Origin of the sequence: Litorivivens lipolytica, from assembly GCF_014191715.1 — a bacterium.
Classification (GTDB): domain Bacteria; phylum Pseudomonadota; class Gammaproteobacteria; order Pseudomonadales; family Spongiibacteraceae; genus Litorivivens; species Litorivivens lipolytica.
Genome location: NZ_JACHWY010000003.1, coordinates 558,094 through 581,974 on the forward strand (window position 1 = coordinate 558,094; position 23,881 = coordinate 581,974).

At 56.0% G+C, this 23,881-nt stretch carries 21 protein-coding genes; 9 read left to right on the forward strand and 12 right to left on the reverse strand.

Translation table 11 applies throughout. The annotated features are described in order from the left end of the window. The first annotated feature begins 39 nt into the window (after positions 1 to 39). A complete protein-coding gene (locus tag FHR99_RS14775) occupies positions 40 to 1,236 on the forward strand; it encodes an aminoacetone oxidase family FAD-binding enzyme (protein ID WP_183411477.1) in 1,197 nt (398 codons plus the stop codon). On the opposite strand, the gene FHR99_RS14780 is transcribed toward FHR99_RS14775, so the two are convergent. Continuing rightward, entirely contained in the window at positions 1,233 to 1,505 is a 273-nt protein-coding gene (locus FHR99_RS14780; protein WP_183411478.1) for a hypothetical protein, read from the reverse strand. The genes FHR99_RS14775 and FHR99_RS14780 overlap by 4 nt on opposite strands. A 112-nt stretch (positions 1,506 to 1,617) precedes the next feature. Between FHR99_RS14780 and FHR99_RS14785 the strand changes: the two genes are divergently transcribed. After that, positions 1,618 to 1,947, forward strand: a complete 330-nt coding sequence (locus tag FHR99_RS14785) for a helix-turn-helix domain-containing protein (protein ID WP_246386959.1) — start codon at positions 1,618 to 1,620, stop codon at positions 1,945 to 1,947. On the opposite strand, the gene FHR99_RS14790 is transcribed toward FHR99_RS14785, so the two are convergent. From FHR99_RS14790 to FHR99_RS14800, 3 genes are all read right to left on the reverse strand, one after another. Further along, on the reverse strand, positions 1,941 to 2,210 hold the full coding sequence (locus FHR99_RS14790) for a hypothetical protein (protein ID WP_183411480.1): 270 nt from the start codon (positions 2,208 to 2,210) through the stop codon (positions 1,941 to 1,943). The two genes, FHR99_RS14785 and FHR99_RS14790, sit on opposite strands and share 7 nt — an antisense overlap. Before the next feature lie 10 nt (positions 2,211 to 2,220). Then, positions 2,221 to 5,076 carry an RNA polymerase-associated protein RapA gene (gene rapA, locus FHR99_RS14795; protein ID WP_183411481.1) on the reverse strand — a complete coding sequence of 952 codons (2,856 nt, stop codon included), beginning with the start codon at positions 5,074 to 5,076 and terminating at the stop codon, positions 2,221 to 2,223. Positions 5,077 to 5,150: 74 nt separating this feature from the next. Then, entirely contained in the window at positions 5,151 to 5,663 is a 513-nt protein-coding gene (locus FHR99_RS14800; protein WP_183411648.1) for a GspH/FimT family pseudopilin, read from the reverse strand. 144 nt (positions 5,664 to 5,807) lie between these two features. On the opposite strand from FHR99_RS14800, the gene pilV reads away from it, so the two are divergent. The 4 genes from pilV to FHR99_RS14820 are packed head-to-tail and all read left to right on the forward strand — an operon-like array spanning position 5,808 to position 11,338. Beyond that, entirely contained in the window at positions 5,808 to 6,254 is a 447-nt protein-coding gene (gene pilV / locus FHR99_RS14805) for a type IV pilus modification protein PilV (protein ID WP_183411482.1), read from the forward strand. Between the two features lie 3 nt (positions 6,255 to 6,257). Continuing rightward, the gene (locus tag FHR99_RS14810) at positions 6,258 to 7,271 is read left to right on the forward strand and encodes a PilW family protein (RefSeq protein ID WP_183411483.1); all 1,014 of its coding nucleotides are present in this window, start codon (positions 6,258 to 6,260) and stop codon (positions 7,269 to 7,271) included. Between the two features lie 10 nt (positions 7,272 to 7,281). After that, on the forward strand, positions 7,282 to 7,788 hold the full coding sequence (locus FHR99_RS14815) for a pilus assembly PilX family protein (protein ID WP_183411484.1): 507 nt from the start codon (positions 7,282 to 7,284) through the stop codon (positions 7,786 to 7,788). A gap of 22 nt (positions 7,789 to 7,810) precedes the next feature. After that, positions 7,811 to 11,338: a pilus assembly protein gene (locus tag FHR99_RS14820; RefSeq protein ID WP_183411485.1), complete on the forward strand. Its 3,528-nt coding sequence runs from the start codon at positions 7,811 to 7,813 to the stop codon at positions 11,336 to 11,338. Between the two features lie 101 nt (positions 11,339 to 11,439). On the opposite strand, the gene FHR99_RS14825 is transcribed toward FHR99_RS14820, so the two are convergent. Continuing rightward, positions 11,440 to 13,722, reverse strand: coding sequence for a TonB-dependent receptor (locus FHR99_RS14825; protein WP_183411486.1), 2,283 nt, complete (start codon positions 13,720 to 13,722; stop codon positions 11,440 to 11,442). A gap of 138 nt (positions 13,723 to 13,860) precedes the next feature. Between FHR99_RS14825 and FHR99_RS14830 the strand changes: the two genes are divergently transcribed. Continuing rightward, on the forward strand, positions 13,861 to 14,835 hold the full coding sequence (locus tag FHR99_RS14830) for an LLM class flavin-dependent oxidoreductase (protein WP_183411487.1): 975 nt from the start codon (positions 13,861 to 13,863) through the stop codon (positions 14,833 to 14,835). A 21-nt stretch (positions 14,836 to 14,856) separates the two neighbouring features. On the opposite strand, the gene FHR99_RS14835 is transcribed toward FHR99_RS14830, so the two are convergent. The 4 genes from FHR99_RS14835 to FHR99_RS14850 form a co-directional block, all read right to left on the reverse strand. Further along, positions 14,857 to 15,480, reverse strand: coding sequence for an MSMEG_1061 family FMN-dependent PPOX-type flavoprotein (locus tag FHR99_RS14835; RefSeq protein ID WP_183411488.1), 624 nt, complete (start codon positions 15,478 to 15,480; stop codon positions 14,857 to 14,859). Between the two features lie 42 nt (positions 15,481 to 15,522). After that, positions 15,523 to 16,371 carry a hypothetical protein gene (locus tag FHR99_RS14840; RefSeq protein ID WP_183411489.1) on the reverse strand — a complete coding sequence of 283 codons (849 nt, stop codon included), beginning with the start codon at positions 16,369 to 16,371 and terminating at the stop codon, positions 15,523 to 15,525. Positions 16,372 to 17,001: 630 nt separating this feature from the next. Then, positions 17,002 to 17,595: a hypothetical protein gene (locus FHR99_RS14845; protein WP_183411490.1), complete on the reverse strand. Its 594-nt coding sequence runs from the start codon at positions 17,593 to 17,595 to the stop codon at positions 17,002 to 17,004. Positions 17,596 to 17,784: 189 nt separating this feature from the next. Next, positions 17,785 to 19,350 carry a SulP family inorganic anion transporter gene (locus tag FHR99_RS14850; RefSeq protein WP_183411491.1) on the reverse strand — a complete coding sequence of 522 codons (1,566 nt, stop codon included), beginning with the start codon at positions 19,348 to 19,350 and terminating at the stop codon, positions 17,785 to 17,787. A 166-nt stretch (positions 19,351 to 19,516) separates the two neighbouring features. Between FHR99_RS14850 and FHR99_RS14855 the strand changes: the two genes are divergently transcribed. Next, entirely contained in the window at positions 19,517 to 19,978 is a 462-nt protein-coding gene (locus tag FHR99_RS14855; protein ID WP_183411492.1) for a YcxB family protein, read from the forward strand. 9 nt (positions 19,979 to 19,987) lie between these two features. On the opposite strand, the gene FHR99_RS14860 is transcribed toward FHR99_RS14855, so the two are convergent. Then, positions 19,988 to 21,202, reverse strand: coding sequence for an MFS transporter (locus FHR99_RS14860; RefSeq protein WP_183411493.1), 1,215 nt, complete (start codon positions 21,200 to 21,202; stop codon positions 19,988 to 19,990). A 101-nt stretch (positions 21,203 to 21,303) separates the two neighbouring features. Between FHR99_RS14860 and FHR99_RS14865 the strand changes: the two genes are divergently transcribed. Beyond that, on the forward strand, positions 21,304 to 21,798 hold the full coding sequence (locus FHR99_RS14865; RefSeq protein ID WP_343067627.1) for a nitroreductase/quinone reductase family protein: 495 nt from the start codon (positions 21,304 to 21,306) through the stop codon (positions 21,796 to 21,798). Between the two features lie 275 nt (positions 21,799 to 22,073). Here the strand turns inward: FHR99_RS14865 and FHR99_RS14870 are convergent, their stop codons facing one another. Further along, on the reverse strand, positions 22,074 to 22,709 hold the full coding sequence (locus FHR99_RS14870) for a DUF2959 domain-containing protein (protein ID WP_183411494.1): 636 nt from the start codon (positions 22,707 to 22,709) through the stop codon (positions 22,074 to 22,076). Positions 22,710 to 22,765: 56 nt separating this feature from the next. Next, entirely contained in the window at positions 22,766 to 23,641 is an 876-nt protein-coding gene (locus FHR99_RS14875; RefSeq protein ID WP_183411495.1) for a D-hexose-6-phosphate mutarotase, read from the reverse strand. Positions 23,642 to 23,881: the final 240 nt, after the last annotated feature.

Consider the following 23,881-nt stretch of genomic DNA (forward strand, 5'->3'; position numbering starts at 1 on the left):
CGATAATGGGCAGCGTATACCCGCTGAAGCCTATTATCTGTGTATTACGACGTTATCATTCTTGGCGCCGGAGCCTCCGGCCTCTTTTGCGCTTTTACCGCTGCCCAGCGTGGGCGTCGGGTGTTGGTTCTGGAGCGTGCCAACAAGGTCGGTAAAAAAATTCTGATGTCGGGCGGCGGCCGCTGCAATTTCACCAACTATTCTGTTGAGTCGACAAATTTCATCTGTGGTAACCCCCACTTCTGTAAAGCGTCGTTAAAGCGCTACAGCCAATGGGATTTTCTGGCGCTGGTGAGTCGTTACGACATTGCCTATGAAGAGCGCCAGTACGGTCAGCTGTTTTGTCTGAACTCCGCCAAAGACATTCTCAATATGCTGCTTACCGAGTGTGAGCAGTCCGGGGTCGATATCCGTACCGACTGCGAGGTCAGTGGTGTCAAAGCAATTGCGGCATCGGACTCCGCACGTTTTGAGTTGCAGTCCAACGGTAAGACCCTGCGCTGTGAGTCACTGGTGGTGGCAACCGGTGGGCTGTCGATTCCCACACTGGGCGGCAGTGGGGATGGTTATCAGTTGGCAGAACAATTTGGTCTGACCTTGAAACCACGGCAAGCGGGTCTGGTGCCCTTTATGTTCAGCGACGCGATGAAGGGTGTATGCGAGCGACTTTCGGGTTTGGCGCTGCCGGTTTCGGTCAGTTGCAATGGCCAGTCCTTTCACGCGGATATGCTGTTTACCCATCGCGGCATGAGCGGGCCGGCGATGTTGCAGATATCAAATTACTGGAATCCCGGCGACGCGCTAAGCATCGATTTTCTGCCGGAAACCGAAGCGACTGAATGGCTGCTCAATGAAAAACAGCGCAGCGCCAAAAGCCTATTGCGAAGTGTGCTGCACCAGCAGCTTTCGAAAGGCTTGGTGGCGGAGCTGCAGGCGCTCCTGTGGCAGGATCGTGCCCAGACGGTGATGGCCGAATTCAGCGATCGTGAATTACGGCGCATTGGTGTAAGCCTGAATAACATTACCGTCAAGCCCTCTGCCACCGAGGGCTATCGAACGGCGGAGGTGACGCGTGGCGGTGTGGATACAGACGGACTGAGTTCTAAAACACTGGAAGCCAATACCCAGGCCGGTCTGTACTTTATTGGCGAAGTGGTTGATGTAACCGGTTGGCTGGGCGGCTTTAATTTTCAGTGGGCCTGGTCTTCGGGCTACAGTGCGGGGCTAAACGTCTAGCTCTCTGCTTGGGCAGACAGCATCGCGTAAAAATCCTGCCACAGCACATCCGCATCGCCGTCCCAGCCCTTCTGTCGCAGCAGAATTTCAGCGGCAGTTTGCACCCGTATCAACGACACCACCGGACAGCGTGGCATACAATCCACCTGTAAGGCGTGGTCAGCAATGTCGTGGCTGACCTGAGCGTGGTTGGCGATCTCTTCCAGCGAAATGCCGAATTCCACCAGCAGCCTGCGGGCGGCAGACAGCTGTTCCTCTCTACTATTCATCGACTTCCTTTCCCTCGGTAAATGCGACGCTGTACAGATATGCTTTACATCCAATGTAATTTATTCTTTCCTTTCCTCTCGCGTCAAGTATTTCTAAACTCGCGACATGAGCATGGGGTCACGAATTAAACAAGCCAGGCAGGCGCAGGGGTTGTCTCAGGCTGAGTTGGCAGAAACGCTGGGGATTACCCGTAGCGCCTGTAGCCAATGGGAAGCCGATCAGGGAACTGGCCCGCGCCGGGATCGTCTGGAGCACCTGGCTGACCTGCTGGGGGTGAGTTATGAATGGTTGGCGACCGGGCGTGATGAGGTGCGCGACGAGCCACCACTCTATTTAAACGCCGAGCAGCAGGAATTGCTGCGCAGATTTAAAACGCTGGGCCCGCGCCAGCGCAAGGCGTTGCTGGCGTTTTTGAGAACAATGACCGCCGACGCTCAGTGAGCACTGAAAACTTGTAAACAATACCCTTTTTTCTGGGCTTCCTGAATCTGTGGATCCTGATGGGGCTTACCGTCCAGTTTAATAAAGCGGCGCTTGACGATGGTGGCGTCGCGAAAGCCTTCCTTCATCAGATACAGTTTGGCCAGTTGCTCCGCACCGAATAAATCCAGAAAGTTGATATAGACGATAAAGGGGCATTCCTCGCCTGCCTTGAATTCGCCTTGGTCCTTGCTCGATGTGGCATTGATCGAAAACAGGTACATAAAACCTTCCTCAGCTGACAATGGCCAGGCGCAGCGCATTCATTTGCAGCTGCAGCTGGTTCAGGGCCGCGAGCCCGGTTTCGGTATGGGCATCAAAGTCGGCGAGCTCGCCTTCGCCCACATCCGGGTTGCGTGCGGCCAGCGCTACCAGACGCTCGCGTTCGCGCTGGCGTTCCTGCGCATAAACCTCGCTGGCCTGACGACGCCAGTCATCCTGCAGATCGGAACTTCGCCCTTCGGCGCGCTCCAGCAGGCTTACCAAGGGCTCACGAATCTGGCGCATCAGCGGCGGGATCAGCTTGCGTTTGATGGTCTGACACAGAGTGTTGAGCTGATCGTGGGAGACCTTGTTGCCCAATTGTCGGCCCTGACCATCCATCAACAGGCGCTCGCTCATGCCCGGCAGGTAGCGATCCAGTTGCAGGGCAGCGGGTGCCGGAATCACGGGATTCAAAAACACTTCAAGCAACAGACTACCCGCAGGCAGACCTTTCACCGACAAGGTACTGATGCTGGCACTGCCCAGTTCGCCATTGACGATCAGCTCCATGGCATCGCGCACCAGCGGGTGTTCCCAGGAAAGAAACGCCATATCTTCGCGTGACAGGGCGCGCTGGCGATCAAAGGTGCCGGTCAGCCCTTCTTCGGACAAATGCGGAAAATGCTCGCTGAGCATGTGATCGCCCGGACGCAGAATAATCGCCTGCTGGCTGTGGTCTTCGTGTTCCAGCCCAAACTGATCGGCGACTTGCAGTAAGTAATCTGCCAGTTCCTCGCTGTGTTGCTCCTCGGCAGCGGTTTGCACCAGCGCATCGGCTACACCGGCGCGACAGGAGTTGTACTCAAGCAAACGATTGCGCCCGGAGTGCAGCTCGCGATAGAGCTCGGCGGCATAGTCGCGAGCTTCTTCGATCAGCGCGTTCATTTGCGCGGAATCCGCCAGCGCAGCGCTCAGTTGCTCGCTATAACGCTCCACCATAGGCGCGCCGATGGTGCAGGGCTCGCGGAATATACCAATCGCATCGCGATACCATTCAAGCAAGCGCGCCTGCGCGGTGCCTTCAAAATACGGCACGTGCACGCGCACATTCTGCTGGCGGCCGATGCGATCCAGACGGCCAATGCGCTGCTCGAGGAGATCGGGGTTCAGCGGCAGATCAAACAGCACCAAATGCTCGGCAAACTGGAAGTTGCGGCCTTCGCTACCGATTTCCGAACATACCAGCAGCTGAGCGCCGCTGTCGTGATCAGCAAAATAAGCGGCGGCCCGGTCGCGCTCGAACAGGCTCATGTCTTCGTGAAAGACGGTCGAGGCAATGCCACGGCGCAATCTCAGGAAATGTTCCAGCGTGCGTGCAGTCTCCGCGCTGTTGCAGATCAACAGGGCGCGCTCGTCCGGGCGCTTGAGCAGAAATTGTTCCAGCCAGGCCACGCGAGGGTCGAGGGTTGGCCAGTCTTCACTGGCGTCGGCCATTGAAGCAAGGGGGTTGCTAGCCGCATCGACTAAGGTATCAGGGCAGGGCAGAGGGTGTTCGTGCAGTTCGCGCACCGGGAAGCCACCCACCGCGCTGCGACTGTTGCGGAACAGGCTGCGGCCGGTGCCAAAGCGGTCGAGCAGGGCTTCAAGCGCGGCGTCCATTTCCTGTTCCGGATTATCCACAAAGCGCTGGCGCAGGCCGTCATCGAGCAGGTCTAACAGTTCGGTATTGCCGGCTGCGGCGGCTGGCTCAGAGGTCAGTTGTTCCGCCAGCGTGCTGATGGCTTCATAGGCCTTCTGTTCATCGCGAAAGGCCTCAAGGGTGGCATAGCGGGCCGGATCCAGCAGGCGCAGGCGGGCAAAGTGGCCTTCAACACCAGCGCTCTCGGGCGTTGCGGTCAGCAGCAGTACCGAGGGAATCTGGGCACACAGGGCTTCGGCAAAACGGTAGGAGTCGGAACAGTCGCCGTTTTCCTGCCAGTGCAGGTGATGGGCTTCATCCAGAATCAGCATGTCCCAGCCGGCTTCCAGTGCCTGGCGCTGGCGCTTTTCATCGGCGCTCAGCCAATCCACGCTGGCCAGCACTAACTGTTCGGTTTCAAAGGGATTTTCTTCGCGCTCGCGCTCGACTTCCTCGTCAAAAAATACGCTGCTGTCTTCGCTGCGTGAGGGGTCGAGATCGGCACAGCGGTCTTCATCGAAAATACTGAAGGCCAGATTAAAGCGGCGACGCATCTCCACCAGCCATTGGTGGATCAGACTGTCCGGCACCAGAATCAGCACCCGGCCCACGCGCTCGTTGAGCAGCAATTGGTGGAGAATCAGGCCGGCTTCAATGGTTTTACCCAAGCCCACCTCGTCGGCCAGCAACAGGCGCGGATGTTGGCGCTTGGCGGCCTGTGAGGCGATATAAAACTGGTGGGGAATCAGATCAACCCGGGCACCGAGCAGGCCTCGACTTTGAGCGGCGCGGGCGCGGTTGCGAAAAGCCAGCGTGCGGGCGCGCAGCATATACAGGCGCGGATCATCGAGCTGGCCGCCCAACAAGCGATCGCGGGCACTGTGCAACTGCACCTGCGCGCTGAGCAGCTGTTCCGGCACCGGGTGCAGCGTGCCCTCGCTGTCTTCGGCCAGATAAATCAGGCATTGGTTGTGCTCTTCAATATCCCGCACCAGCAGCTGGGGGCCTTCATCCAGCTGAATGCGCTCGCCGGACTCGAAGCGTACCCGCGACAGGGGCGCGTTATCGGCGGCGTAGGTGCGCTCTTCTTCAGCGGCGGGAAATTGAATGGTAATGCGGCGGTTTTCAGCCTCGGTAATCAGGCCGAGACCCAGGTCGGGCTCGGTCATGCTGATCCAGCGCTGGCCGTTGGCAAACTGTAATGACATGGGGCTGGGGTCGGTCTGGTAAAGCGGGCGTGCATGGTACTCGGCTTGGCGCCCGAGCGAAAGACCTGCCGGCCTCAGCAGCCCGCCGCGGTGCGCGTGGTTTTATCCAATCGGGCGCGCCCGCCGCGGCTTACCACCAGCGCCAAGGCCTTGTCTGACTGGTCGCTGCACAGGGTAATCGTGCCCATCATCAAGGCGCCGTTGGCCCGTCGGCTGTCGCCGCTGGGGATATAGGACACATACTGGCTGACGCTGCTGTTGCCGGCGATGGTCAGCAAATCGCCGTAGGCGCTGCGGGAAAACAGCGCTTCCTCGCCGGTGTCCCGATCGCCGTCCTCATTGCTGTCGACAAAAACCTCCCAGCCGGTGTGCCATTTGCCATCGCCATTATTGACGGTGACCCGGCCGCCGCGTTTTACCGCCTCGCTGCGAGCCAGTTGCAGGTCATTCAACAGATCATATCCAGCCGAGCGTAGGCGCTGATTGGCAGTCCAGGCAGAAAAGGCGGGGGCGGCGACGCCCAGCAAAATGGCGGCAATGGTCAGGGTGACCATGAGTTCGACGAGGGTAAATCCTTTGGCGCGCATCACGTTTCTCCTCCTTGAGATTGATCAGATTGTAGACAATCCGCGGGGCGGTCTGTCAAGCTAGACCTCTTTCGACAAAAACCATAATCTAAAAGTCATGGCCGAACAGGATGTTCAACGGCTGTACATGCAAAGGACTGCGTTATGTGGAAACACACCGCCTCAGGTTTCAGCCTGATCGAGGTATTGGTTGCCCTGCTGATCACCGCGCTCGGCATCCTCGGCCTGAGCGCCGCCAACCTCAATGCCCTCAAATTTAACCAGACCGCCGATGTGCGCTCCCATGCCACCCTGCTGGCCTACGACATTGTCGATCGCATGCGCGCCAACCGGGAAGCCGCGCTGGCGGGCCATTACGATATCGCGCTGACGGCTCCCGCGCCCACCGGCAACGCCATCCATCAGAGCGATGTACGCGACTGGCTTAACGCCCTGAGCAATCAGTTGACCAGCGGCGATGGCAGCATTGCTCGCAATGGCCGCAGCTTTACCGTGACGGTGCAGTGGGATGAGGCGCGCATTTCAGAATCGCGAGCGGCCAATGCCGGTGGCGATTATCTCGAGCGCTTTGTCTTTGTGACGGAGCTTTGAATCATGGGCGCTAATAAGGGCTTTACGCTGGTTGAACTGCTGATCGCGCTGGCCCTCGGTCTCGCGCTGAGCACCGCGATCATGCAAGTCACCTTGGCCAGTGTGCAGAGTCGGCAACTGCTGGATGCAGCGGCGCGGATTCAGGAAAACGGCCGCTTTGCACTGGGCTACCTCAGCAAGGATTTGCGAACCGCCGGGTTTATGGGTTGCCCGAATCTCGCTCGCGTGCCGTTGAATGTGATTGCCAAGGAACCGCCGGACGATCTCAATTTTACCCCCGGAGGCGTGTTGAAAGGCTATGACAATGTTGCGTCGGGCAATGCGTATTCCGCCGTTACGGGTAGCGATGTCGTGGTAATACAGCGAGCGGACCCGAGGATGGCAGGACTCACCGGCAATCTCGATCCCAATAACGCCAATATCCAGATCGACAATAACGACGCGGGTTTAGGTCCCGGGGATTTTGTATTGATCACCGACTGCACCCATGCCGATCTTTTCGAGGCCACGACCGTCTCGAACAATCAGAACGCGGGCAATCAGCGCTTCACGGTCACCCACGCCAATAACGCCAACGACAATAACAAGCTCAGCAAGACTTACGGCGAGGACGCCTTTTTGCTGGGCTTTCAATCGGTGGAATATTTTGTGCGCAACACTGGCAGAACCACCGCAGGTGGGCGCCCGATTCATTCCCTCTATGTGCGCGAGCGCCAGTTCGACAGCGCGACACCACGGGTGGCTCAGGAATTGGTAGAAGGCGTTCAGGATATGCAGCTTACCTATGGCGAAGACGGCAATGGTGATCGCGCCGTCGACAGCTACAAAACTGCGAGCGCGATTAGTGATTGGTCGAAGGTGTTGAGTGTCCGAATCGAGCTTCTGTTGCACAGTCTTGAAGACAATGTCGTCAGTGGTGGCCAGTTGCTGACCTATAACGGCGCCGCTGTGGCGCAGGACGGCCGCCTGCGCAAGGTCTATACAACCACCGTTGCTGTGCGCAATCGCTTACCTTGAGGTAGCAGCTATGTTTATTCACAAACAGCGGGGTGCGGTACTGATTGTCTGTCTGATCTTTTTATTGATCATGACCGTGATCAGCGCCAGCGCGCTGCAGTCTACAACGCTACAGGAGCGTATGGCCGGCAATACCCGCGATACTAATTCCGCCTTTCAGGCCGCCGAAGCCGCCTTGCGTGAAGCAGAAGCGGTGTTATCCAGCGCGTCTCTCGCTGCCTTTAACGGTAGCAATGGCTTGTATCAGGATTGCAGTGGTACCGCTGCAGCCTGCGCCGCTCCGGATTGGTCTGATCGCAACTCCACTACCTGGGCCAGCGTTAACCAGTTTGGCGGCGGCGTAAATCGCGACCCGCAATACATTATTGAAGAGCTTACTGTGCAGGGAAGCCCCGCTGTGTCACTGGACGCTGATACGGCGGTTATGCCCTACAAGGTTTATCGCATTACCGCACGGGGCTTTGGTGTTAGCAGCAACGCGATGGTGGTTTTGCGCAGTATTTATCGGCGCCAGTAAGTAAATATAAAAAGGTTCAGGGATGAAAACAGCAACACACGATAAAACGATACTGACAATGATCTTCGGCCTGATAACCGCCAGTGCCAATTCGGCGGTGGATATAGCACAAACACCGCTTTCGCAGGCTACCGGTGCACCGCCCAATATTTTGTTGGCGATAGATGATTCCGGCAGCATGGATTCCGAAGTCCTACTGCCGACCAATGACGGCGCACTGTGGTGGAATACCGATACTCAAGGTTTTGTGGGCTTAAACGCGAATGACGAAGAAGAAAGCGGCGTACTGAATGTCAACGCCGCCGGTAGCGCCAACGGTACCTGGAAAAAATATGTTTACCTTTTTCCGAATGGTACGGGGACGGGAAAACGCATATACGGTGATTCTGACAACGATCACTTTGCCGTCCCGCCAACCGCAGAATTCGCCTTCGCGCGCTCCCCTGATTTCAATCGCGCCTACTTTAACCCTGCCGATATCTACGCGCCCTGGCCAAGTGCAGGTGACACCGCATGGGTCAGAATAGACCCCACATCGGCACCCAGCGACCCGGCGCGTGGCGATGCTAGCTTTAATCTAACGCAAAGCATTTCATCCGATTCAACCAACAACGTTTTTACGTTTTTCCGTGGCATGAAACTACCAGATGGCTCAACCGTCGATGAAAAAACCAACATGGAAGTGAGTTACTACCCGGCCACCTTTTATCTGAAAGAAGCACTCCACCCAGATCTTGGTTATACCGGTGCGACGCTCACCGGCAAGGCGCCAGATGGCAGTAACTTGATCGGTTATGAAATTAAATCCGCAAACTTTCAAACCACCGATCACTACAACGCAATGATCCGCAATTTCGCAAACTGGTTTTCCTATTATCGCAAGCGCCACTTGGCAACGCGGGCTGGTGTTGCCCACTCCTTTTTTGATGTGCGCAATGCGCGGGTCGGTGAGTTTACGATTAATAATCGTAGTGACGTGACCATGCATGCGCTGTCGGATAGCAGCGAGCGCAATAGTTTTTTCAATACGGTGTATAGCCGTGGCGGCAACAGTGGCGGAACGCCAAATAGACCTGCTCTGAAACACGCAGGGGATCAACTAAAGCGCACCGGCAGCAGCGCACCCATTACCCACGCCTGCCAATCCAACGCCGCTATTCTGTTTACCGATGGCTACAGTAATCCGGACGATGTCGGTATCGGCAATGAAGATGGCGATAAAGGCGCGCCCTACGCCGACAGTGAGTCAGGCACCATGGCGGATATCGCGATGAAGTATTACGCCAATCATTTGCGCGATGACCTTGACACCGGCAAGGTGCCTCTACCAGAAGCCTGCAGTCGCAACGATCGCAGTCCGGCACTGGACTGTAACAGCAACCTGCATATGCTGACCTACGCAGTCACCTTGGGTTCGCGCGGCTTTTTGTTTGATCCGGACAATCCCATCGACCCCTATGCTAATCCGCCGGCCTGGCCAACGGACTTTCCCGTGCGCAGCCCCACGGCGGTGGATGATCTCTGGCACGCCACGATTAATGGTCGCGGTCAGCTGTTGAATGCGAGCAAGCCCGTTGAGATTGCCACTAAACTCAAAGCAGCGGTGACCCGAATTCTGCAATCGGTGGGCTCGGCCTCGGCGGTTGCAACAAACTCCACGCGCCTCGACACCGACACCCTGGTGTTTCAGGCGCGCTACGATAGCCGGGACTGGTCGGGTCAGATTCTGGCCTACAAAGTTGCTAGCGACGGCAAGCTGGATTCACTGGAATGGTCAACCGACAGCAGTGGTAAAATCCCGGCCTATGATGTCCGCAAACTTTTTACATGGTCACCCGCCAATAGCGATGGCGCCGCGTTTACCTGGAACACGCTGGACAGTAGCCAGCAATCTGTGCTGACCGCTGATATAACAGATACCGCGGTAGCCTCTGTGCTCGGTCCACAGCGTCTGCAATGGTTGCGTGGAGATCGCCGTCAGGAAGGCTCGAATACCGCTTTTAGAATTCGCAGCAAAGTGCTGGGGGATGTGATCAATTCCAATCCCTATTTTCACTGGAAGCAGGATTACGGATTTTCGAAATTAGGCGGTACCGAAGGCCCAAGTTATTCCGGGTGGCTGGAGAGCAAGGCAAGTAAATCCGCAATGATTTACGTGGGCGCCAACGACGGTATGCTGCATGCCTTTAAAGCAAATACCGGTGAAGAACAGTTTGGCTATGTGCCGGCCGGTGTATTCAACGCCTTATATACACTCACCAAACCCGACTACAGCCATCGCTATTTTGTCGATGGCTCACCCCGCGTGCTCGACGCCTATATCAACAATGCCTGGCGCTCGATACTGATTGGCGCCACTGGCGCAGGCGGGCGCAGTATCTTCGCCCTGGATGTGTCCGACCCCGAGAATTTTGATGCAGACGATGTGCTCTGGGAATTCTCAACCACGACAAGCAGTACAGACAAACTCGGCGTCGCCATGAGCGAACCGGTCATAGCGCGATTAGAAAGCGGTGACTGGGTGGCAATATTCGGAAATGGCTACAACAGCGGCGACACAGTAAAACTGTTTATTGTGAATCTTTCAGATGGCAGCCTGCTGAAAGCCATCGACACTAAAGTCAGTGGCACTGATAACGGTCTGAGCAGCGTGGTGCCGGTGGATGAGGACGGTGACCGCATCACGGATACGGTGTACGCGGGTGACTTGGCAGGCAATATCTGGAAATTTGATCTCACCAGCAGTAACCGCAATGGTTGGGGCGTGGCTTACGGTACGAACACTACCCCGGCCCCCTTATTTGTCGCGCGCGATACCAGTAATGTTGCCCAGCCCATTACCTCGCGCATTGCCGTGGGTCGCCATCCCGAAGAGGGTGTGATGGTCTACGTCGGCACCGGCAAATATCTGGAGAGCAGTGATTCCACCGTGGGCGATTCGCCGCAGGTGCAAACCTTCTACGGCCTGCAGGATAAAGGCGCAGTCATCGATAGTCGCAGCGATCTGCAGGAACAAACCATAAGCGCACAGGGCAGTCGCGCTTTGAACGGCACCAACAACCGCGCCAATGCAGATCTTCGCGTGGTCTCCAGCAGCAATGTGGATTACAGCAGCAAAAAGGGCTGGTACCTCGATCTAAAACTCAGCAGTGCCAGCCACGGCAGCGGCGAGCGAGTGATTGATCAGGCCATTCTGCGCTACGACCGAATTATCTTCGCCACCATGGCGCCCTCGGCTGACCCCTGTAATTTTGGGGGTACCAGTTGGCTGATGGAGTTGAATGCGATGACCGGCGGGCGATTGGATGAAGCCGTATTTGATGCCAACGACGATGGGGTGATTAATTCAGCGGATATGATTTCGTCGAACAACACCCTGATCGCACCAAGTGGCAAACACTTCGATGAAATGATTTCCCGGCCGGGGATTATTGGTGCAGGGGAGAAGGAATATAAATATACGTCGGGGTCGCGGGGGAGTCTGGGGATGACCACCGAGCGCGGTGCGGGCACCGAACTCGGTCGTCAGTCGTGGTGGCAGTTACGCTAAATTATCCGTCATTGCGAGGAGCGAAGCGACGCGGCAATCTCGTCGAGTTCAGCACGGCGTGCATGAAGATTGCTTCGCTACGCTTGCAACGACGAGGGATATCAAAACCGATACCGCCCCTCAACATAAATCACCTTGGTCGGTTCAATCGTCGCCCGGTAACCGCCCGCATCGAGGGCGGACGGTGAGCCGATACCAATGGTGGTCTCATCGGTGAGGTTGCGACCCACCAAAGCCACGTTCCAATTCTCGGCCACATCACCCAGCGCAATTCGGGCATTCACTTTCTCAACGTCTTCCTGCAAACCGCGCGGGTCAAGATCGCCTGAAGTAAAATGCTCGCCCTTGTGGCTGACATCCACGCCGAGCTCCAGCGCCAGGCTGTCGCCGATGGGTTGGGTGTAAGTCCCGGAGAGGGTCGCCGTCCATTCGGGCGTGTGCTGGTTTTCGCGGCCGGTGAGATCACAGGTGCCGGTGTTGGGATCTTCGTTGGGCGCGCCGGTATAGCAGGGGCCATCCTTATAATCCAGCCACTCAAAGTCGAGATAGGCCAGTGAACCGCTAAGCATAAACTTCTCGGTGAGCAGCCAGCGGCCATCCAACTCAATGCCCTGCGTCAAGGCGCTACCGGCGTTGGTTACGGTAAAGCCCGCCACGCCGTCGAACACGCTCACCTGCATGTCTTCGTATTCAACCCGATATACAGCCACATTCAACTCGGCCGCGCCATCGGCCAAACGCATTTTTGCGCCGACTTCCCAGGCATCGGCCAACTCGTCTTCAAATTCAAAGTTGGTGGCGCCGCCATTGGGGCCAGTGCTATCGTTGTTGTTCCGCGCATCGTAACTGCCCGACTTCGCGCCACGGGTAAAGCCCACGTAGGTCATGATGTCTTCGGTCACATCCCACTGCAGATTCACCGAGGGCAGGGTCACAGAAACGTCACGCTCACCGCTCAAGGTGTGCTTGTTAATGAGCAGGGCATTCAGCACGGTCGCGGTCACCGGATTGGCATCGTTCTGGGTACCGGGCTCGTAAACATCAAACTTGCGATAACCGGTTTTTTCTTCCACTACGTGGCGAACACCGAGGGTAGTGCGCAGGGAAGACGTCCAGTTAAGCGTTACCTGCACAAAGGCCGACCAGGCGTCACTGTCGATGCTAAAATCACGCGCCAGATCCGCTTTTACGTTCTCGGCGGTGTTGATGGCGCAATTGCCAAAATCCTGTACTGCACCGTTGCGGATATTCAGCGGCGAGGATTCATCAAACTGTAGCTCGCTGGTCTGGTAATAGGCGCCGACGATGTAATCCAGAAAACCGCCGGTCGCAGACGCAAAGCGGAACTCCTGGCTGAACTGGTCGTATTCCTCGAGGCCCAGCAGCGGCACTGTATCAAAACTGCTCGAGTCAGCGTCGAACAGATCTTCCGATTCAAAGCCGGACCAGCCGCTGGTCGAGGTTAAGGTGCCCGGCTCGAAGTTCATATCCACGTTAAGGGTGTAGTTATAGGTATCGATCTCTGCGAATTCCTTCGCATCGGTGTTCTTCACCCGGTTCAATTCAATATCTTCGCCGCTACAGCCGGTCAGGGCGCTGGCGTGGGTAAATTCAAAGGTACGCCCGCGCTGCTCGCGATTGGAGTGCTCCAGCTTCAGGTAGGCTTCGGCCCAGTCCAGCGGATACCAGCCGAGGGTCAGGCGCATGGCCTTTTCATCTACGGCAGGCTCATCGCGTTTCAGGTTTTCATTTTCGAGGTAGCCTTCCTCGTTACGCATCCGGCCAGCCAAGCGAAAGCCGAAGTTGTCGGTTACCGGCACCGAGACCATGGCCGACACTTCATCGCGGTCGTTGTCGCGGCCACTGGGCACGCCCACCAAACCACTGACCATGCCTTCAAATTCCTGCCCCGGTCGCCCGGACACAATATTCAGCGCCCCGGCAATGGCGTTCTTGCCAAACAGAATCGACTGCGGCCCACGAAGTACTTCCACCCGTTCAATATCCATAAACGCCGCCCGGGTTTGGTGGGGGCGGCCGAGGTGAATACCATCCGCGAAGATGCCCACCGACAGCTCAAAGCCCTGATTCGAGCCCGAACCCACGCCGCGCATATACACGTTGGGGATCAAGCCGCCCGGTACCAACTTGAAGTTGGGGGTGTACTCCGACAGATCCGCCATATTGCTGATGCCGGCCTTGTTCAGCTTGTCGCCGCTGACCGCCGACACCGACACGGGAACATCACTGAGGGATTCGGCCCGCTTCTGGGCGGTCACCACCACTTCCTCCAGCACGGGTTTGGCCGTGGCGACGCCCGCGAGGGTGGAACCGGCAAGGGAATAGGCCATCAGCTGTGGCCAGCGAAGGGTACGCTTACGCATGATCAATCCTTACATTGTTATTATTGGGCTTGCTCATCCTGAGCCTTTGGTTAATTTTTACCCTGATTCTTACAGATTGTCCACGCATAGCGCCGCTGTTAGTGCGTAAAGTGAAAAGACACAGCTAAGGAAAACGCGATGCCCAGCTCTTTACGACTCAATATGACCGGTGCCGAGACCGATCCCACCCAACGCTCTGCCCGCTATCAGGCCGCCATCGAGATGGCCGAATACGCCGACAAACACGGTTTTAACTACATCAATGTGGAAGAGCACCACTGCGCCCAGAACGGTTGGCTACCCTCACCACTGACCATGGCCTCTGCCATTGCCGCTCGTACCCAAAACGCTGGCATCGGCATCATGGCCTTGCTGGTCTCACTCTACGACCCGGTGCGCCTCGCCGAAGACGTTGCCGTAATCGACCTGATCAGCCGTGGCCGACTCAGCTTTATCGCCGGCCTCGGCTACCGCGAAATCGAATTCCACGCCCTCGACAAACCCTTTGCCGAACGCGGCAAATGGATGGATCATGTGCTCGACACCCTGCTCAAAGCCTGGGGCGACGAACCCTTCGAGTATCGCGGTGAAATGATCACCGTCACGCCCAAGCCCTACACCCGGCCCCACCCCATGTTTCTGGTCGGTGGCATGAGCAAGGTCGCCGCCCGCCGCGCTGCCCGCTTCGGCTTGCCCTTTTCACCGCCCATGTATGACGCCGAGCTGGAGGCCTACTACTACGAACAGCTCAAAGCCCACGGTAAGCAGGGCTTTATGGTGGCGCCGCCTGAAGACTTTGCTCTCTGGTTTGTAGACGAAAACCCCGACGCCGCCTGGGCCGAAATCGGTCATCACTTTTTGAATGAAGTACAGGAATACAACAGCTGGAAACGCGCCGGCCTTGCCCGCCCCATGGAAATGCCCAGTGCCAGCGTCGAAGAAATTCGCGCCAGCGGCCGCTACGAAATTGTTACGCCGGAAGAGTGCATCGAGCGGATGCAGGCGGACAAAGACAAAAATGCTGTGCTGCACCCGCTGGTAGGCGGCATGCCGCTGGAGCGGGGGTGGAGGTCATTGGAATTGTATTGTGAAAAGGTGCTGCCGGCTTTGTAGAGCGATTGGCAGTCAGACCGCTTACAAATTCTTTTTGTAATCCGCGTTCACGGCGGCATCCACTGCCATCGCTATTGCCGCCTGCTTGAGCTTCCCCTGACCGGTGTTGCGCGCAATCTGTTTGCCAAACTTGATGTTTAGCGGTTTTTGCCACGCCTCGGGTTGCCAGGTTTTGCTTCGCTTGAATGCTTTTGCACAATGGAAAAAGCATTCGGCAATTTCTACCTGAATCAGCAATAGTGCCGGCTTGCCGTTTGCGGCCATGTCCTTGCAAAGGCGCTCATCCTTGTACAGCGTTGCCTTGCCATTAATGCGCAGAGTCTCTTCCGTGCCGGGTACGATAAATAGCAAACCGATATTGCCTGTCTCCAAAATATTGCTGAGCCCGTGCAGCAACTTGTTGCCTGGGCGCTCGGGAATAAGCAAAGTGTTCTTATCGACAATTCGGACAAACCCTTCAGCGTCGCCCTTGGGCGATACGGTCACATTGCCACTACTGCCGGAAGTTGCGATCAAAAGCAGCGGGGATTTGCTAATAAAAGCCTCTGCCTCCTCAAACAATTCCCCGGAGATTTTCTGCTTTACCAGATCGTGAGGCTCGCCAAGCAGTGTGCGCAATGCTTGCTCGGATTCAATACGCTGCATAAGTGGCTCGCTGTAGTTGTCGATAAGCTAGCCTGCCCGGATTTACTCAGCCGGGCAAGTCTGGGGCGTACCGGCCCGGAAAGGCATAATGCCCTCAATCGCAATAACGTTCTCGACTTCCAACACATCGGGCAAGCCCTCAGCCTGACAGCCAAACTCAGCAAGCTTCAACTTCAGGTTAACGCGATGCGTGCGCGGCCCCATGCTAGCGTCACTAAAGCGATCTTCCCGTTCCAGGCAGGAAGGGTAGGCCGAGCTCGGGATCGTATTGCAGGAAAGCGGTGAGGAGCCCAACATCGGTTGCGTGTTCACGTAAGTATCAACGGCTTTGACCAGCGCCGTTGAGGCGTGTTCAGAATCTAGCTGGTAGCTACCTTCCGCCAGCGGTGCGCTGAAGACATCCTGCACGTTTCGCCGAACACTGAAGGCGCCGCTATCCCCATACGACATACTGACCGTAGAAGGCTGACACTCGGCAAACACACCAAAGCACATCGCCGGGTTTTCAAAGAAGTAGGCAATGTCATACACAACAAGGCCCTTAATTCCGGGCGCCTTTACATAGGGGATGGAGAGCTTAACGTCGTAAAAGCTGGGAAGAGGAGCGCTGTCATACATTGTGCTCTCAATCACCTGGCCAAGAGACAACAGCAGCACATGATTATTTTCGCCTTTGGTTAAAACATTCGGTGCCTCAGCCAATGTGTAGCCCGGTGGCAGCAGTTTTTGGATCACGGCTTTCGGCTGCGGAACAATGATATCGAAAAACTGGAAAGTGCCTGAGGCAAAATCCGAGTCTGCATCCTGCGCAAATGCTGCCGCACTAAAAAGACCGCTGAAAGAAAGCAGGGCTACTACAAAGAGAGCGTGAGCTTTATGAATTTTTATCATTCTTCTTATTTTCCCCATTGTCGATTGTATTTTGATTTATAGAAAGAGTTTACGGAACATCGAGCGCAAAGAAATCGAAGCCGATCACGAGTTGCAGAGCGCGCTAGAGAGAAGATGCATAGTACAGGGCAGATCCTGTGAGAATGGCTGCTCCTGCCAAGAACAGCAGAGGGTGGGCTATGACGAATGCTCCGCAGCCTCCCCCAAGGCTTTTTGCTACACTCCATAAACCGAGAAGATGTGCATTTTTCAGGATTGCGTGTCCACGTCTGCTCGACTTACGTTCTTTAATTTTAGCTTTAATAGACTTTCGGTTTGAAGAAGCTTTTTTTAAAGCTGAAGAAGAACGGGTGGAGTGCTTTTCTACTTTTGAATATGCCACACTGCAGCATGGGCATTGCCATACTGGATTAGTGTCAGTCGCTTTTCTTTGATGTCCACACGCGCCACAAACGATTGATGAGGCGGAGCGGGATCTTTTGCTGACATATTGATGAGTTTGTTTGCTCTTCTTGCTTGTTATTATCATTTGATTTTCTGTAATAGAGTTCGTTACTTGTGTCTTACGGTCGCCGAATGTGTAGAAGAAAAAGTTTTGCTAACTAAAGTGTTGTAGGCCTACGATTCAGATCATTCTATAGGTTGATTAGCCACGCATTCATTGCCCAGCACGAAGTCGTTGTTACCACAGACAATCTCGACTCGCCTGGCGCCTTCTTCGGTGTCGCCAGTAGAAGATCCGCCACCATCACCACCAGAGGCAGCTGCGGCCCCCAGCACTAGTGCTCCCGCCCAAACCCATGGATTGGAGACGATAGTGTCGCCTGATTCGTTATTGCTAGAGGCGTTGAAAACGGGTGATAGCTTGCTAACGACTGGAACTCCGTAGAGCATGGAGAACGAGTTGCCTATCGAATCCATCGACCATTGCAAGGGCAGTAGAGAGATTTTTTGATCGAGGTACTTGAATTCGAAGGAGTCGTCTAAACTGCGATTTATAGATGCGGTTTCATTAATAGATCGCACGATATTGCCGGTCGAACCCATCGCAAAGTTTGTCTGCCAGCGGCTCTGTTCTGAGTGAACATGGCCGATGTTCCAGTTGAACTGTACCAGTACGCCAACATCATTTTGTGACGGTTCGGAATAACTCAGGCCGGGCGACAATGTTAGTAATAGTGTAACCAAGTGCGGAAAAACTCGACGAAAAGATAAGCTAACCATATTTCATCCCTAAAACTGATTTGAATTATTTTCTTTTTTGGGCCAGATCAATGATCTTTGAGCCCGTTTTATGTGGTTATATTCTGTCGGCGTATTTTCTAATTGTTACTCCGGTGTGTGCTTCCACTCTAATATTTTTGCCAAAAAAAAGCACCCATAAAGGGTGCTTCTCGAAGAGCCTGCGGTTTATCAGGCCAGACTATCTTCCGCGACAAAGTACTGCGGGTCTTCAATTACGTTTACTTCTACCAGATCACCGGCTTTGCGCAGCAGTTTCTTACACTCTGTGCTCAGGTGTACCAAATGCAGGGTTTTGCCTGCGTTGAGGTAGCGCTCGGCGAGGGTGTCGATGGCTTCCAAACCGGAGTGGTCGGCAACGCGAGAGCGGGCGAAGTCGATTACCACATCGTCTTTGGCTTCTTTCGGATCGAACTGCTCCAGAAAGGAGGTAACAGAACCGAAAAACAGCGGCCCAATTACGCCGTAGACGGTGGAACCTTTGTGATCTTCGCGCTTTTCTACGCGAATATGTTTGGCGTTTTCCCAGGCGAACACGAGGGCGGAAACGATAACGCCGACCACAACGGCCACCGCCAGATCTGTGGCAACGGTAACGCCGGAGACCAGCACCAGCACCATGGCGTCTTGCTTGGGCACTTTGCGCAGGATGCGGAAGCTACTCCATTCAAAGGTGCCAATAACCACGATAAACATCACACCGGTAAGAGCCGCCAATGGAATCTGCTCGATCAGCGGTGAAGCCACCAGAATAAACAGGAGCAGGAAGAGGGCGGCACTGATGCCGCTGAGGCGACCGCGACCGCCGGAGTTCACATTGATCATGCTCTGGCCGATCATGGCGCAACCGCCCATACCGCCAAAGAAACCGGTGACAGTATTGGCCACGCCCTGACCGATACATTCCTTGTTGCCACGACCACGGGTTTCGGTGATTTCATCCACAAGGCGCAGGGTCAGCAGGGATTCGATCAGGCCGATGGCGGCCAGAATCACGGCGTAGGGGAAGATGATGGTCAGGGTTTCCCAGTTCAGGGGTACGGTGGGAATGTGAAAGCTGGGCAGGCCACCGGCAATGGAGGCCACGTCGCCCACCACGCGGGTATCCAGACTGAAGCCAATCACCAGCAGGCTGACCACTACAATAGCTGCCAGTGAGGACGGCACGGCTTTGGTGAGCTTGGGCAGAAAATGGATGATGGCCATGGTCAGGAACACGAGGCCGAGCATCATGGCCAGATCGTTGCCGCCGAGCCAGGCAATATCAATCACCGAGCCTTCAAAGGAGGTGCCGGTCAGCCAGCCTTCACGTCCCGGCTCGCCAAATTGCTGGAGCTGGGCCAGAAAAATCACAATCGCCAAACCGTTTACAAAGCCCAGCATAACCGGGTGGGGCACCATGCGAATAAACTTACCAAGTTTGAACACCCCGGCCAGAATCTGCAGGATGCCCATCAGCACTACGGTGGCAAAGAGGTATTCCACGCCGTGGGCCGCCACAAGGCTTACCATCACCACGGCCAGTGCGCCGGTGGCGCCGGAGATCATGCCGGGGCGACCGCCGATGCAGGCGGTGATCAGGCCGACCATAAAGGCCGCATACAGGCCTACCAGCGGCTCGACGCCGGCCACAAAGGAGAAGGCCACCGCTTCAGGGACGAGGGCAAGGGCAACGGTCAGCCCCGACAGCAAATCATTTTTGGTGCTGGCCACGCGGCTGGGTGAAATCTCAAACATGCAAAACCTATAATCAAAACAAATACATACCGCCCCGCGAACAGTGCAGGGGAACGAACCAATCGGCTGGAGTCGTTATTATGGCGGCGATGGGAAAAGCGCGCGTATTTTACGCGCTGGAGGCCTTGGTTACAATGTAGCCAATTTTCCAGGGAAGGGCCTGCCCGTGAGCCATAGCTACCAGATCACTGAAGACCAGTTTGTTCGCGCCTGCCGCCATGCCCATGCGCCCCGACGGCGCTGGCTTGCTTTGGCCATGTTCGTGGTGGTGGCGTGGTTCCCGGTGGCGGTTGGCGTCAGCCCCCAGAGCCTGATCGCTACGGGTATTGTGGCGGTGCTGCTGGTGGCCTTTCTGTGGCTGATATTGCCGCCCCTGCAACGCTGGCAATTGCGGCGTATATATCGCAACAACCCCCTGCTCCAGCGCGAGCAGCAGGTTGAGATGCAGCCAGTGGGCTTTGTACTGCGCTCGGATAATGGCGAATCCCGCTATGAGTTTCGGGAGCTGAAGCGGGTGATTGTGCTGGACGATTTGGTGCTGGTATACCCGACCACCACCATTTTCCACATGATTCCGACGGCGCTGCTATCCGACTTTGAGCTGGCCCAGTTCAGGGCGTTGGCATAGCGGTTCGATTTAATTATTCGCCTTAAGCGGGCGCAGCAAGGGAATCAGCGCAAAGGCCGCGGCTATAAACCCGATAATCGCCATCAGCGCCGGGTTGTAGCTGCCGGTGCTCTCCTTTACCCAGCTGATAAAGGGCGCACAGGCCACGATCAAAGGCACCAGCAGCGGGTTCATCATGCCCATTACCTGAGAAAACTTCTGCTGACCGAAATAGCTGCCGATCAGCGCGCCCCACACCGGAATCGCGCCGCCCGAAGAGAGCCCAACAAAGGCTGCGGCCACCATCATTTGCCAGTAGGGGGTATTGCCCCGCAAAAGAAGGCAGGCAATCACCAGCAGGCCCAGCGGAATCATCAGCGCCTTGCGCGGGCCCAGTTTATCGGCAGACATGCCGATCACAATCTTGCCAACTACCCCAAACGCGGCTGCCACCGACAGCAGCCAGGCCGCCGACGTGGGCGTAAAGCCCCGGTCTACCGCCATCGGAATGATATTGATCGTTACCCCGTTAAAGCCCGCAAAGCAGATGCTGATGCACAGGCCAATCACCCAGAAATCGCGGCTGCCGAGAATCTCTTTCCAATGATTGCCGCCGGGGGGGCGCACTTGCGGTGTGCCGTCGGCGTTATCCGGACGGTCGCGGTACCAGCGCAGAATAAAGGGCACGGCGGCGAGGGTGATACAGCCCAGCACCGCGTAGGCGGAGCGCCAGCCGTGGTTAACAATGATCCAGGTGATAATGGGTGGAAAGGAAAACGAGCCGAAAGACATTCCAATGGAAGCAATGCCCAGCGCCTTGCCGCGCTCAGCTTCGAACCAGTTCGAGACGGAGGTATTGGCCGCCAGTGCGCCGAACAGGACATTGCCCATGCTCCAGCTAACGGCATAGACGATCGACATCTGCCACCAGGTGGTGACCAGAGTCATGGCGAAATAGCCGCCGCTCAGCATCAGGCAGCCCAGCAGAATGATTTTTTTCGGTGAATAGCGCGACAGCCACAGGCCCGCAAACGGAGACAAGAGGCCAGAGGAAATCATTGCCACACTCGCCGTAGCACCGAGCACCGCTGCGCGCGACAGGTCAAAGGCCTCACTCAGCGGCAGGGCAAATACGCCATAGAGGGCATTGGTGCCGCCGGTGGTCAGGCCGTGCATCATCATGGCCAGAGCCACGATCACCCAGCCGTAGTAGAATCGTTCAGTGTTTGGCGCCGCAGATTCCACGCGAGACTCCCCCTGCTTTTCGACAACTGTAACAGCTTGTTAAGATCATCCGGCGTGACCATTCGGTAAGATGCCGCTGACTTTCTATTGAGGATCCGAACGTGATTGAGTACGACTATGTAAAAACCAAACGTGCCGACGTAAAGCCCATTCCGCAGGAGAACTTCAAAACCATTAAAAAGGTGATGAAGTGGGTCACCGCCGCTAACGTCTGGGTCTTCAAAAAATCCAAAGGCAAACTGTGGAAGAATTTTCCCGGCGGCTACCCGATTTGTGTAGTAGGTATGAAGGGCGCCAAAAGTGGTCAGTGGCGCGAAGTGGCCTTGATTCATCTGCCTGAAGGCGACAACTGTTATCTGGTGGCCTCGCAGGGTGGTATGGACAGAAACCCGGTGTGGTACAACAACATCAAAACCAACCCCGATATCACCATCATGCACGGCGGTGTAACCCGTAAAATGCGAGCCCGCCAAATCAGTGAAGAAGAAAAAGCCGCCGCCTGGCCGCATCTGTGTTCCCTGTACCCGGATTTTGATGAGTATCAGGCGAGGACGGATCGGGCGATTCCGGTGTTTTTGTGTGAGCCGGTAGGGTAAATCATAATCCGATGATTCTTCGGATCGCAGGTTTCGCCCTGCTGGGCGAGTTACTTCTTTTGCCTGCCCAAAAGAAGTAACCAAGAAAAGGGCACCCCGTTCTGGCGCCCTTCGGGTTCCCTGCGATGCTCGATCAACAGCGGTCGCTGCGCAACTCGACCTTCGCGGCTATCGCCGCTACGGGACTCGAACAGTGCTCGCTCTGGCCCGCTGTTGCTCTGCGCTTCTCGGCGCCTCCAAGGGGTTCGGAACGTGGCACTTCGTAGTAAGTAACGTTACTCCAGCGTCTTAATAAACGCATCGGATTCCGCAATAGATTTCTCCATTGCTTTCAACAACTGCTCTACATTGCTATTCACGTTGCGGTACTCACCGCGCAGTGCGCCAATCGCTGAGGCATTGAGATTGTGCTTAAGGTATAGCGTGTTATCGCGCAGGGCGTTCAGTACCGGCTCCAGTGATTTTTCGGAGGCGCGCATGGCGCGCATCACTTGTTCGTAACCGCGCTGAGTGTTTTTCAGTTTGCGTTCACTGTCGGCACGCAGGCGCTGGTTGGTGTATTGGTCGAGCTCGTCATCCCATTCATCAAACAAGGCTTCGGCGACGGACTCGACTTTGTCGATGCGCTTGCTAATTTTTTCGGCGGCGGCTTCGCTGTCGTCATAGGCTTTTTGTAATTTGTCGTACTGTTTTTCCAGCTCGCCGCCGTCGACGTTAATCACCGAACGGAACTGTTCCAGCGCGCTGCGAAATTGTTCCTGACCATCGGCCTGTGCGTCCTGCACATCCACAATGCGATCCGCGAGTATGTCGCGTTTGTGTACACCGAATTGTTCCATGGTGTTGATGTAGGCAGTTTCGCAGCCTGTCAGCAGGCTGAGTGCAAAAAGTGGTGTGAGCAGGCGAAGCATGGTGATTCCCTGTGAATGTCGAATGAGTGTAATACTAGACTAACAGCGCGGGTCTGTCAGAGGTCTTCGATGCTGAGCAGCGCGCTGAGGGTGTGTTGCCCGCCGGGCGGCAACGTTATGGCGTCGCTGTCGGCATTGGCACTTTCCACGCACACCATCTGCCGGTAGCCATTAACGCCCATATCGCCGAGGCGTTTGGATTTGTCGATCCAGGGGGTCCAGACCACAGCGCTTTTTGAGCCGGTGTTGTGTATGCGAATGATACGCTTGAGGCCGGGGTCGTGAATGCAAATGGCCTTATCGACGTCTTGATATACCCGATCCAGCTCGCCATTGAAGCGAATCACACCGCGCTGCAGACAGGCTCGATTGCTGTTTACCGCATCGCGGAAGGGTTTGTCTTCGAGGCCTGTGATATGAATATCCGAAATATCGGAGATTGCAAAGTAACTGTGCAAGGCTGAGGTGATGGTGGCATTTGTGGCGCCATGATTTTCGGTGGTGAGCGCCAAATGCAGTCGTGTATCGAGCGTGATGGCTAGCTGCAGATTGAGGTTTTCATCGGAGTAGCGCAGCAATACCTTTGCGTGCTGATGGTTGCACTCAAGTTCTTCGAGCTGCCACGGTGTTTTGCGCACGGTGCCGTGGGCGGGCGCGTCAGCATCAGTGGGGTGAGGTCCGAACCAGGGCCAGCAAACCGGGATGCCGCCGCGAATAGCTTTGCCCTCGGCGAAGTGGGCGTCGTCGCTAACCCACAGCAGGTCATCCTGATTGCGAGGTCGAAATGACAGCACTTGCCCGCCATACAAGCTGATGGTCGCGGTACTGGTGTCGCTGTGAATATGCAGCAGCACAATGCCGGGCGCCGGCTCCGAAAAGTGCCAGTGACTATTGGCCGGGAAGCGGCTGTTGAGATCGTTGAGCTGGCTCATAAAACCTACAGTGGCAATATGGCCGCAGTATGCCGCGCAGTGCTGCGAGTGGCAACGTTGGTGGCTTCGCGTGTACGTCCACTGTCATGGCGAGTAATAAAATGTGGGAGCAATCTCTCGCTTGTGGAGTGGGGCGGTGGAGATTGCTTCGTCGCTGCGCTCCTCGCAATGACGAGTGGTGGGAGAGGGGCAGTGTGTGGTTCCGTCATTGCGAGGAATGTAATGACGAAGCAATCTCCT

Bases quoted from the DNA above. Each gene is read 5' to 3' on its own strand.
- FHR99_RS14835 (WP_183411488.1), bottom strand. From the start codon at position 15,480: ATGCAGCGTATTGAATCCGAGCAAGCATTGCGCACACTGCTTGGCGAG.
- FHR99_RS14840 (WP_183411489.1), bottom strand. From the start codon at position 16,371: ATGATAAAAATTCATAAAGCTCACGCTCTCTTTGTAGTAGCCCTGCTT.
- FHR99_RS14820 (WP_183411485.1), top strand. From the start codon at position 7,811: ATGAAAACAGCAACACACGATAAAACGATACTGACAATGATCTTCGGC.
- FHR99_RS14790 (WP_183411480.1), bottom strand. From the start codon at position 2,210: ATGTACCTGTTTTCGATCAATGCCACATCGAGCAAGGACCAAGGCGAA.
- FHR99_RS14785 (WP_246386959.1), top strand. From the start codon at position 1,618: ATGGGGTCACGAATTAAACAAGCCAGGCAGGCGCAGGGGTTGTCTCAG.
- FHR99_RS14780 (WP_183411478.1), bottom strand. From the start codon at position 1,505: ATGAATAGTAGAGAGGAACAGCTGTCTGCCGCCCGCAGGCTGCTGGTG.
- FHR99_RS14870 (WP_183411494.1), bottom strand. From the start codon at position 22,709: ATGCTTCGCCTGCTCACACCACTTTTTGCACTCAGCCTGCTGACAGGC.
- pilV (WP_183411482.1), top strand. From the start codon at position 5,808: ATGTGGAAACACACCGCCTCAGGTTTCAGCCTGATCGAGGTATTGGTT.
- FHR99_RS14810 (WP_183411483.1), top strand. From the start codon at position 6,258: ATGGGCGCTAATAAGGGCTTTACGCTGGTTGAACTGCTGATCGCGCTG.
- rapA (WP_183411481.1), bottom strand. From the start codon at position 5,076: ATGTCATTACAGTTTGCCAACGGCCAGCGCTGGATCAGCATGACCGAG.
- FHR99_RS14815 (WP_183411484.1), top strand. From the start codon at position 7,282: ATGTTTATTCACAAACAGCGGGGTGCGGTACTGATTGTCTGTCTGATC.
- FHR99_RS14845 (WP_183411490.1), bottom strand. From the start codon at position 17,595: ATGGTTAGCTTATCTTTTCGTCGAGTTTTTCCGCACTTGGTTACACTA.
- FHR99_RS14800 (WP_183411648.1), bottom strand. From the start codon at position 5,663: ATGCGCGCCAAAGGATTTACCCTCGTCGAACTCATGGTCACCCTGACC.
- FHR99_RS14850 (WP_183411491.1), bottom strand. From the start codon at position 19,350: ATGTTTGAGATTTCACCCAGCCGCGTGGCCAGCACCAAAAATGATTTG.
- FHR99_RS14830 (WP_183411487.1), top strand. From the start codon at position 13,861: ATGCCCAGCTCTTTACGACTCAATATGACCGGTGCCGAGACCGATCCC.
- FHR99_RS14875 (WP_183411495.1), bottom strand. From the start codon at position 23,641: ATGAGCCAGCTCAACGATCTCAACAGCCGCTTCCCGGCCAATAGTCAC.
- FHR99_RS14825 (WP_183411486.1), bottom strand. From the start codon at position 13,722: ATGCGTAAGCGTACCCTTCGCTGGCCACAGCTGATGGCCTATTCCCTT.